The 8677-nt window shown below is 36.9% G+C and carries 8 protein-coding genes; 1 reads left to right on the forward strand and 7 read right to left on the reverse strand.

From position 1 onward, the window contains the following. The coding region (locus tag RT405_RS03885) for a kinase/pyrophosphorylase (protein WP_313467719.1) at nucleotides 1–400 on the forward strand (400 nt) is incomplete at its 5' end. 127 nt (nucleotides 401–527) lie between these two features. Here RT405_RS03885 and RT405_RS03890 read toward each other — a convergent pair. The 7 genes from RT405_RS03890 to aspS form a co-directional block, all read right to left on the reverse strand. Further along, a complete protein-coding gene (locus tag RT405_RS03890) occupies nucleotides 528–1379 on the reverse strand; it encodes a TPM domain-containing protein (RefSeq protein WP_313467721.1) in 852 nt (283 codons plus the stop codon). A gap of 52 nt (nucleotides 1380–1431) precedes the next feature. Beyond that, entirely contained in the window at nucleotides 1432–1998 is a 567-nt protein-coding gene (locus RT405_RS03895) for a LemA family protein (RefSeq protein WP_313467723.1), read from the reverse strand. 139 nt (nucleotides 1999–2137) lie between these two features. Next, the gene (locus tag RT405_RS03900; RefSeq protein WP_313467725.1) at nucleotides 2138–4024 is read right to left on the reverse strand and encodes a DUF2207 domain-containing protein; all 1887 of its coding nucleotides are present in this window, start codon (nucleotides 4022–4024) and stop codon (nucleotides 2138–2140) included. A gap of 115 nt (nucleotides 4025–4139) precedes the next feature. Then, nucleotides 4140–5042 carry a deoxyribonuclease IV gene (locus tag RT405_RS03905; protein WP_313467727.1) on the reverse strand — a complete coding sequence of 301 codons (903 nt, stop codon included), beginning with the start codon at nucleotides 5040–5042 and terminating at the stop codon, nucleotides 4140–4142. Nucleotides 5043–5154: 112 nt separating this feature from the next. Then, a complete protein-coding gene (locus RT405_RS03910; RefSeq protein ID WP_313467729.1) occupies nucleotides 5155–5913 on the reverse strand; it encodes an RDD family protein in 759 nt (252 codons plus the stop codon). A gap of 1 nt (nucleotide 5914) precedes the next feature. Then, nucleotides 5915–6952 carry a signal peptide peptidase SppA gene (gene sppA / locus RT405_RS03915; protein WP_313467731.1) on the reverse strand — a complete coding sequence of 346 codons (1038 nt, stop codon included), beginning with the start codon at nucleotides 6950–6952 and terminating at the stop codon, nucleotides 5915–5917. 157 nt (nucleotides 6953–7109) lie between these two features. Then, nucleotides 7110–8677: aspartate--tRNA ligase (aspS, locus tag RT405_RS03920; protein WP_313467733.1), on the reverse strand; the 1568-nt coding region annotated here is incomplete at its 5' end.

Here is an 8677-nt window from a genome sequence, read left to right on the forward strand (position 1 = left end):
AGAAGCAGATATTGTTTTGCTCGGTATTTCAAGGACTTCAAAAACTCCTTTAAGTATGTTCTTAGCTAACCAAAATTATAAAGTTGCTAATCTTCCACTTGTTCCTGAAGCTCATATCCCTGATTTATTATGGAAAGTAGATCCCAAAAAAATTGTAGGATTAACAAATGATCGAAGTGTTTTAAATTCTATTCGACGTGAACGAATGATCACATATGGATTAAACCCAGAAACTGGTTATTCAAAAATTGATCGAATTGATGAAGAACTCGCTTTTGCACAAGAATTGTATCAAAAGCTGGATTGCTTAGTGATCAACGTAGCGACTAAATCGATTGAAGAAACAGCAGCTATTATCGTTAATACGTTACAGCTTGATCGTAAGAAACAACATTTTTAATCAAAAGAGGAGAATAGACGTTGAGTCTACTTCTTGAAACATGTTTAGAAAAAATCGTTAAGAAATTGAAAGGAGGCTGACCCTTTTGGGTCGGTCTCCTTTTCTCAAATTAATGTTTTAAAAATGACTAAAATCCGCGACTTGAACCGCCGCCACCTGAGCTTCCGCCACCGCCGAAACCTCCGCCGCCGCCAAAGCCGCCTCCTCCGAATCCACCACCGCCGAATCCGCCACCGCGTCCTCCACGGCTTCCTCCGGACATTCCGATGAGAAAAGGCAATACACTACGAGAACGGCGTCCTCCTGGACCTCCGCTTCCGCCGCCTCCTCCGAAAAAGCTACTAGCAAAAAAGAAAATGAACAAAATAATCAAGATAGCTGGAAATCCTGTTCCCTCTTCATCGTCATAATCTGTATCATCTACTTGATAGCCTGAAAAGATGACGTCGTTGTCAAATTGGTATTCTTTATTTACTTTTACTGCTGTTTCTGTAAAAACATTCTTTAAAGCTGTATCAAAATGATTGTTTTTCATATCTTCGATATTCCGATCTAAGATAGCTCCTGTACCACTATCTGTCAATGCACCTTCCAACCCATAGCCAATTTCAAAACGTACCTCACGTTCTTGAGCTGAGAGTAATATCAATACTCCGTTATCTAATTTTTCCCCGCCGATACCCCATTTTTTAAACAGTTTCTCACTATAATTTTCAATGGTATCACCTTCAAGGCTGTTTACTGTTGCCACTACAATTTGTGGCTGCTCTGTCGTATCTTCATAGTGTTTATTTACATCAATCATAAATTTTTCTGTATCTTGTGAGAGTAAATTTGCTTCATCATAGACATAAAATGCCTTAGAGGGATCAGGATAATTTGGAGCTGCGTTTACGTTTAATGGGATAAAATAAAAAAGAGCTAAAGCAATCATACTGAAGAAATAAAAAAACGTTTTGCTTTCCCAACTTTTTTTCACATATTTGCCTCCTCGTATGAATAAAACGTCCAGTCGGCTTTTAGAGAGCACCTTATTCAAAATTCACTTCCGGTGCTGTTTCTGCGCCTTCTACAGCTTTAAAATAGGGTTTCTTTTCAAAACCAGTCATATTAGCAATGATAGAGCCTGGAAAACGTCTCACGCGGTTGTTGTAGCCTTGTACAGCTTCATTATAGCGTTGTCTTTCTACAGCCACTCTGTTTTCAGTTCCAGCGAGTTCATCCATCAAGGCCGTAACATTTTCATTGGATTTCAGTTCTGGATAATTTTCTACGACAACTAATAACCTTGATAAAGCAGAGCTCATATCATTATTGGCATCAATTTGTTCTTCTACAGTATCAGCTCCACCTAATTTTGCCCGTGCATCAGCAATTTCGCCAAAAACATCTTGTTCTTGATTCATGGCTCCTTTAACCGAATTAACTAAATTAGGAATCAGATCGTTTCGACGTTGCAATTGAGATTCAACTTGTGACCATGCTACATCTACATTGCTTTCTTCTTTCACTAAACCATTATATGAACTGATAAAGGGAACAGCTAAAATAATTAGCGCAGGAATAATCCCTATGGTGATCTTCATACCTTTTTTCATCTTCTATTCCTTCTTCCTATTAATTTATCTGAGAAAATATCTTTTCTTCATTATCATAACGTAATTTTACATTAAAACAAATGAAAATACATGGGACTTGAGTCGGAAAGATACCAATATATCTATTCTTCATTAGTATTTAGAAAGCTCCGCCGCCAGAACCTCCGCCACCTCCGCCAGAAGAACCACCGCTGAACCCGCCACCCGATCCCGATCCGCTGCTACTCATATCGCTGTTTGCTCTTCCTACAGCACTAGTAAAGCTACTTTCGAAACTAGATTGAAAAGTAGATGAAGAAAACATTGAATCACTATGATAGTAGTACCCAACATCCATTGTATCGATACTTTCTTTAGGAAATTGAATTTTCAGCTCTTTGATTACTTTTTTAGACACTCCTAAAGAAATAGCATAAACCAGAAAATGATCCCATAAAACCAAAGAGCCTACTTCTGCCATATTGAGATTGCTGACGTTTTTTAACATTTTCTTGAAGGCAGTCCACTCTTTAGCAGCTTTTTCTCCAGCTACTGTTCTAATAGGTATCATATAGTATCCATGAAAAAGACTGACAACAAAGCTGCCAATAGTAATGATTATTGCACTAACATAAAAAGCTTCAAATATCCCCATAATTATTAGTGTGGCTATCATACAGATAAACAATAAAAAGCTTGTTAAAATAGCGATATTTACAGCACGTGTATTGTATCTAGAAAAATACTTTAATTCTCCAGCTTGAGTTCTGACCATTTTTTGCCATTTTTGATAATTTGTATTAAAATTTTTAGCTTTTACCGCATTATCTTTACCGTAATTTTTGATGGCTTGTAGGCTGACTTCTTTTCCAGAACCAATTTTTTTTAACAACCATCTCATGGCATACTTTTCATGCGGGAGCAAATGCACATAAGCAGGATGTGACAAACGGGTGATCAAATACGTTGTCTCTTTTTTACCTTGTTTCTTTCCTTTTTTATCTTTTTCTTGATAAATTTCAGTTAAGCGAACTTGTTTTTTTCGAGCTAAATCCATGATAGTTGCGGATAAATCAACTGGACGCGGATTTCGATTTTTAACAGCACTGTACATGACAGCTGGTGTAAGGTCAGCTGGCAATTCATAAAGGTGGTCTGGCAATTCATAAAGGTGGTCTGGCAAAAAAGCGTTTTCTTTCTTTTCCTTTTTTGACAGTACTCTTATCCAAATGACACCTCCAATAAGAGTAATCAGCGAGATACTACATAAAGCAGCAATAGACCAAAAAACGCGCATTCTTTTAGCATTTGCTTCTTCTGCCAATTTCTCCTCTTGGATTAAAATCCTCTTTAATGCTTTTTGGTCTTTTATATGTGGATTAGCTGGCGTCACATAAGTTGGAAATACGAGATGGGCTTCAATAAACTGTTTACTCGGATTAGAGTCAACGGTTAAAATAACTGTTTGACTATCTTTTATCTTTACTGAACCCCTCAACGTGCCATGAGCCCATGCTTTTAATTCATCAGCTGCCACAGCTTTAGGCAACTGAATAACAATCTCAACATTTTTTAATCGATCTTCCCAATTTCCACCAATGACTTTATGATTAAATTCTGCTGTATCAAGATAATTTACAATCATTCCAGGTATTTCATATTTGTAATGGACTGTTTTTGTTTCATTTTTGCCGGATTCAAAAACAGTAAAGTCTAAGTTGCTTATACCTTCGTATATTTTAAAGGTACCTGGAAACTGCGAAGAATTCTTTATAAAGGGACTTGATTCCTTCCCCTGACTGTCCGCTACTGTTACTTCGATATTCGTTGGTTTCTGATAACCAAAATAATCCAAAGTATACAAAAAGCCATTAAATTCTCCGTCAAAGTCATAAGTTATTGCATGATCGAATGCAACAGTACCATTTTCTAAAATAGAAACATCTACTTTATAGGCTTCGATAGCATAATCCACAGCTAAAGCTTCAATTGGTGAACCTAAAAATAAGACCAATAGAAAAAGGATACTTCCTAATTTTTTCTTCATCCCTTCTCCTCCATTTCGGTACACTCTTTTTCTAAGTATGCCATAAATTTCGCGGATTAGAAAATAAAACAGAAAATCCAAGAGAAATGAGTTGCTTTCTCTTGGATCCTTTATTTTAATAGCCTATTTGGTTGGCAATATTTTCTAATAAATCGGGGCTAAACTGTTGTTTTTTCAGCATATCAATTTCATAACCGTAAGGAGCTTTTTTATTCTTTTTGTCTTCTCCTACATAAGGTGTTTCTAAAATTTTTGGCAAGTCTTTCAAACTTGGATGATGAACGACTGCGTTTAAAGCATCAAAACCGATTGTTCCAAATCCAATGTTAGCATGACGGTCTTTGTGACTGCCTTGAGGATTTTTTGAATCATTGACATGAATGACTTTTAAACGTTCAAGGCCGACAACATGGTCAAATTCTTCTAGGACACCGTCAAAATCTTCTTTCACATTGTACCCAGCATCATGAATGTGGCAAGTATCCATTGTCACAGACAGTTTTTCATTTAATGTAACACCATTTATGATTTCAGCTAATTCCTCGAAAGTTCTGCCAATTTCTGTTCCTTTTCCTGCCATAGTCTCTAAAGCAATTTGAGCTACTTGATCTTTATGCAGCACTTCATTTAGCCCTTTAATGATTTGAGCAATCGCTAATTGAGCTCCTTCGCCAACATGTGCGCCAGGATGCATAGTTATCTGTCTAGCTCCCAAAGCTTCTGCTCGTATAATTTCAGCTTTTAGAAATTCAATTCCGAAGGCAAAATTTTCTGGTTTTAGTGTATTTCCCAGATTGATGATATAAGGAGCGTGAACCACAATATTGGATAAGTTTTTTTCTTTCATATGGGCTGTTCCAGCTTCAATATTCATTTCTTCAATGGCTTTTCGCCTTGTATTTTGCGGTGCTCCTGTATAAATCATAAAAGTACTAGAATTATAGCCAGCAGCTTCCTCCGCTGATCCTAATAGCATTTTCTTTCCACTCATTGATACGTGTGATCCTAATAATACCATAGTCGTCCTTCTCCAATCTTTTCCGTTAAAGCTTCTTACATTGTAAGACAGTTTACAGAAAAGAACAATGAAAAAAACAGAATGAGGATCTCGTCACTTTGTATTTTTTCTTTTATTCCGTAAATGCCGTAGACAACTGGTTCCATTTACTTGCAGCTAAAACTTTTTCCGATATAACTGTTGTGTCACTTAAGATATCTGCTATTTGTTGATTGCGCTCTGTAAAAAGAATGACTAAATACAAAATACTGATTGTCTTTAAGATATAACGACCAAAACCTTCGCGGATAAGAACAGTCAGCCAACTTAATTTTTCTTCTTTAAAACAAACTACACGTAATCCAAAAATCATTTTACCAATCGTTTGTCCATTTGTGAGTTTAGTCAATAATATAAAATACCCTAAATATAGGGCTAACTGACTTAATGAAAAAGCAGAAAATAGCTCTGTCTTAATTGGTAGGTGCATCAATAAGAAAAATGGAGTTAGAATTAAACGAGTGAGACTATTAATGACGATTAAATCAGTTAAATAGGCAAAGAACCGAATCCAAAAACCAGCATAAAAAAATTGGGGGTACCGATGATAAGGTGTTTTTTTTGCTTGCTCTTGTTCTTGCTTTTCTTGCCAATAAAGTCTGCGTGCTCTACGTAGCTCTTCAGGTGTCCGTGGAGTGCTTTGTATTTTTTTAGAAGCTGGTTTTCGTTCTTGTTCCTTCTCTTCATTTGCTTTGTTCTCTTGCCGCTCATCCAACTTCTGCAGGCGTCGTTTACGCATATTTTCCGCTTCTTCTTTAGCCAATGCTTTTTTTAATTCATCAATATTTAATTCTTTTGTATTGCCTTTTTCATTTGATTCAGGTGTATTCATTTTATTCACCCCCATATAGATAAAGCATCTTTGGTGCTGCAGAAGTTCCAAATTGAGAAGTGATTTGTTCTACCAGTTCAGCTGATGTATTTTTTGAAGAAAAGAGCTGACTTGCTTTCGAGAACATCAATGAACTAAAAGGAATAGTTCCTGTAGAATATTGAAATACTTCAGCATTTTTTAATTGATAATCTTCTTGTAAAGCCTTCAAAGCATCTTCTTGGTAACCTATTTCATCAATTAAACCTACTTCTAGAGCCTGAGCGCCATCATAGATACGTCCGTCAGCTAATTCGCGTACCTGTTTCTCGTTCATTTTTCTTCCTTCTGCTACCACTTTGACAAATCGATCATATGAACTATCTACCATTTTTTGTAAAATTTCTTGGTCCGCTTCCGTCATGGGTCTGCTGTTAGAACCAATATCTTTAAATCGACCGCTTTTGATCGTTGTATCTTCAATTCCTAACTTTTCATATAGTTCACTTAAGTTGGTGCTGGACATAATAACTCCGATAGAACCTGTCAATGTTTCTTCAGCAGCAAATATTTTGTCTGCAGGAGCTGCAATATAATAACCACCGCTTGCAGCAAGATTGCCCATGGAAACATAAATTGGTTTATCGGTAGTTTCTTTCAATTCTAATAAGCTGTCTTTTATTTGGGCGCTTTCATAAGTGCCTCCTCCTGGTGAATTGATCGATAATAAAATGGCTTTAACCGATTTATCTGCTTTTACCGCTTCCAATTGTTCTAGAAAAAAGTTATGATCATATCCGGTTGTGCTCCATAAACCAGATGATTGACCCGCCAATATAGTCCCATCAACTGTTAGAAGGGCTATTCGATTAGCTTCATCGCCAGTAGTGACCACAGTTTCTATTAATTCTGATTGCCCAAGTAATCTGTTTGTGGCATCACTAAATATGTTTTCTGCTTTGTCGGTTTGAGCCACTTTGGCAGCCATACCGCTGATAACGAAAGATAATATAAAAAGTCCAATGGCTAATCCAATAGCCGTCCATCTTTTGGTTGTCATTATGTTACTCCTCCTTTTTTGCGTTGTTCTCTTTTATTCTGACAAAACTAGTGAAAGATTACAAGTGAAATATTATTTTTAGCATGGAACTAATTTTGATGCTAAAAAAGAAACGAAACGTGAATAGCTATTTCTACTCACACTTCGTTTCTTTTGGTTATTCTTCTTCTTTAGTCGTTGTAGTAATCGATAATTCAGCTAATTGTGCATCACTTACTAAGCTAGGTGCTTTAGTTAGTGGATCAGCTGCACGTCCATTTTTAGGGAAAGCAATAACTTCACGAATATTTTCTTCGCCAGCTAGTAACATGGCAAAACGGTCTAAGCCTAATGCAATTCCGCCATGTGGTGGGAAGCCGTACTCTAATGCTTCTAGTAAGAAACCAAATTGCGATTGCGCCTCTTCTTTTGAAAATCCTAATGCTGCGAACATTTTTTCTTGTACTTCACGAGTATGGATCCGAAGGGAGCCTCCCCCCAACTCATAGCCATTCAAAACAATATCATATGCTTGTGCACGTACCTTTTCAGGGGCTGTTTCTAATAAAGCAATATCCGATTCTCTAGGCATTGTAAATGGATGATGTGCTGCGGTAAAGCGGTCAGCTCCTTCGTCATATTCTAGTAATGGCCAGTCCACGATCCATAAGAACGCATAAACTGATTCATCAATAAGTTTCAATTCTTTTCCTAATTTAGAACGAAGTGCTCCGAGCGCATCTGCTACAACAGCTTTTTTATCCGCTACAAACAATAATAAGTCGCCAGGCTCGGCAGCTAATTGTTCCATCAGTTTTTCAGCGTCTTCTTTAAAGAATTTAGCTATTGGTCCTTTCAGTCCAGTTTCGTCCACTTTTAACCAAGCCAATCCTTTGGCGCCATAGATAGCAACAAATTCGCCTAATGCATCAATCTCTTTGCGCGAATAGTGTTCTGCTGCTCCTTTCACATTAATGGCTTTAACTTCTCCTCCTTTAGCAATAGCATCGCTAAAGACTTTAAAATCAGAATCTTTGACTACTTCATTTAACAGAACAAGTTCCAATCCGAAACGAATGTCCGGTTTGTCACTGCCAAAACGACTCATCGCTTCATCATATCCCATTTGCGGGAAAGGTACTGGTATCTCTACACCTTTCGTCTCTTTTAAAACCTTAGCTAATAATTTCTCGGTAAAGCTTTGGATTTCATCGGGTGCTAAGAAACTTGTTTCAATATCGATTTGTGTAAATTCTGGTTGGCGGTCTCCACGCAAATCTTCATCTCGGAAACAACGAACAATTTGATAATAACGGTCAAACCCCGCTCCCATCAATAATTGTTTAAATAACTGAGGAGATTGCGGTAAAGCGTAAAAATGAGCAGGATGAACACGAGAAGGAACTAAATAATCACGAGCTCCTTCAGGGGTCGATTTAGTTAAATAAGGCGTTTCAATATCAATAAAACCACCATTATCTAAATAATTTCTAACCGACTGCGTTATTTTGTGACGCAAAATAATGTTTTTTGTCATTTCAGGACGTCGTAAATCTAAATATCTGTATTCCAATCTCTTATCATCGGAGACAGCTACCTGGTCTTCGATATAGAATGGAGTAGTTTTAGATTTATTCAAAATTTTGATTTCTTTTGCTTCAATTTCTATTTCTCCGGTTGAAATGTTTTTATTGACTACATTTTCAGCACGCTCGACTACTGTGCCCTTAATTTCTAATACATATT

Origin of the sequence: Carnobacterium sp. (genome assembly GCF_032094055.1) — a bacterium.
Classification (GTDB): Bacteria; Bacillota; Bacilli; order Lactobacillales; family Carnobacteriaceae; genus Carnobacterium_A.